The organism is Pedobacter sp. 01T416_2 (genome assembly GCF_056398925.1).
The window spans coordinates 1-2,434 of the sequence record NZ_JBFTQI010000831.1; the positions used below are offsets into that span (position 1 = coordinate 1).

At 39.7% G+C, this 2,434-nt stretch carries 1 protein-coding gene and 1 pseudogene; both read right to left on the minus strand.

Annotated features, from left to right (window positions below; genetic code table 11):
• Window positions 1-336 (minus strand): annotated as a pseudogene (locus AC1DPQ_RS24690) (exopolygalacturonase); the annotation flags it as partial.
• Between the two features lie 62 nt (window positions 337-398).
• The coding region (locus AC1DPQ_RS24695; protein ID WP_477611181.1) for a glycosyl hydrolase at window positions 399-2,434 on the minus strand (2,036 nt) is incomplete at its 5' end.

The window sequence follows — 2,434 nt, forward strand, 5'->3', positions numbered from 1 at the left end:
AATTAATGCAGCAAAGTATTTAAGGCTCCTCCCTTCCATACGCGACGGAATAAAAGGGTAATCTTTTATGTTATCAGATCCTTTAAGTACAGCACCTTCTTGTAACAACAGCTTCGTTTTAGGCTTAAAAAAGAGTGCTCCACTAAGATAAACACCTTTAGGGATTACAATCGTTCCTCCTCCTTTTTGATAAGCTTTATCTATTACACTTTGAATGGCTTTGGTATTCAGTTTGGTGCTATCTGCACTAACACCAAATTTTGTGATGACATAATCTTGAGCCATGGCATTTATACCAACGGCGGTAAACAAAGCGAGTATAATGAGTTTTTTCATGATAAAATGCATATTGATTTGTACAAAGCAAGATTTGCGCCTGCGGGAATAACAGTATACGATTAATTAAAAGCTGTGATGCTTACCGGGCCGATTAAGCCTGAAGGCATTACATTCCAGTTTGATGCATCAAAATCCTTATAGTTAATATTTACGAAATTGATTTCGTGATAATTCCGCCATTGGATTTTTTTGATATCCATATCGCGGATGCGGTTCGCCATCAGGTTAACCACTTCAATTTTAATGGTATTATGGCCTGCTTTTAAATATTTGCCAACACGGGCCTGAAAAGGGATACTCCATAAAATGCCCACTTCCACACCATTGATCCATACACGTGCACTCTCATCAACCTGGTTCAGGTTTAAAACATATTCTTTGGCCGATTTTGAATTCAGGTTAAAACTTGAGGTATAAACACCAGTACCAGAAAAGGCCTGTAATTTAGGATCGTTTAAAGTAGTCCAGCTTACCAGTTTAGCTAACCGTTGATCTGCAGGAAGCTCCGGTCCACCTTCGGTAAAATGTAAATTCCATGGTTGGTTAAGATTGATCGTATTGGCAGCTTTGTTCAGATAAACCCAAGGTGAGCTGGTTGTTTCATTCTGACCGACCTTTAAAAACAAACTCTCTCCCGATTTAAGTTGTACACGGACCTTTTTATTGCGTACTGCCGCCAAACCCACATTCGAACTTTGTGGATCCATAATTAAAACCCGTCCTTCTTCATTTAAGGACAGTTCAGTATCAATATCTTTAGCGGTGTGGTTTATCAGATAATAATATTTACCAGTTGTTGTTTTCCTTCTGATAAACTGTAGTCCGCTATCGGTTAAAGTTTCTCTGTTAACGCCGATTGCATTTAATGCTTTTTGCACATCGTTAGCCAATAAAATCACTCCTGCCCCAACTTTAAACTGTTTAATACCATCTGCTCCGTCTGTAAAAATCAATTTAGCCAAGGTTGCTTTTAGCTGTGCTCTGCGGGTTTCCAGGTTGTTTAAACCTGGAACATCTTTAGGTAATGCCTGAAAAATGACTTTTGCTCCATTGCTGGCCAGTTTTATCATTTGATCTAGCGTTTCCGGGCTCATCATTTCACATTGCGGAACAATTAACACCTGATATGGCGCAGCGGCCGCGTTGGTACTGATCAATGCTTTGTTAACCGTTGATTGCTTTAACAGTCGATCAGATGCAAAATCAAAAGAATAACCCGATTTAGAAAGTTCTTTTGATAGTTTATAAAAAGCCGTTGGGTGTAACCATTCATCAACATCATGTACTTTTAAGGCCATATCTAAACCTTTAGCCTTGTTCCATACATCATAAATTGGCCAATAGATCAAAAGTTCGTTGTCAGGAGTTCCCGATTGAAGAATGGACTGACAACGGGCTATATAATTGTTTAATCCTTGTGCCTGTGGCCATAAACTGTTGTTCGGATTCATTTCTACCGAGGCATAAAACAGCCATCCCGGCCAGGAAACATTTGCCGGCGAATTGGTGGTTCCATGATAAAAAATATGATTGATTCCTGCCAGGAACAATTGTTCTGCTTCTGGTTTACATTGCGAAAATGAAGTTTTAAAATGCTCGGTTAGCCAGGTAAACGTTTCAGAAGATGCCAGTTTTTTACCGCCTGTATGTGCCGCAGATGATGCAAATTTGCTCATTATCGGATCAGGATCTACGTTGCGGATATCCCCAGCATCACGCCTAAGACCTGGAATCGGGAAGTAACTTGAACCAAAGGTTTCCGTTTCAGGAATATCAACCGCTCCATAAAGATCGAGCAGATTGCCCGGCGAACCATGCGACTGGTTTTTGGTTGCCGATTTAAGCTGATGCGCCCAATTGGTCCAGTTTTGCGTAAAATTATGGAGCAAAAGTTCATCCATAGTTTCGCGATAATCAGATTTTAAACGGGCAATATTTGCATTTGTAGAATCTTTACTGGTTAATTCTTTAATATGAGAGGACAGATCGTAGCCCCTGTTTTTCTTAAATTCCTGAAAGAAAGTTGGTGTCCATGTTGCACCATAAACTTCATAACTATCGTTAAAAAACGACCGAATACCTTGTGGTTTATCTC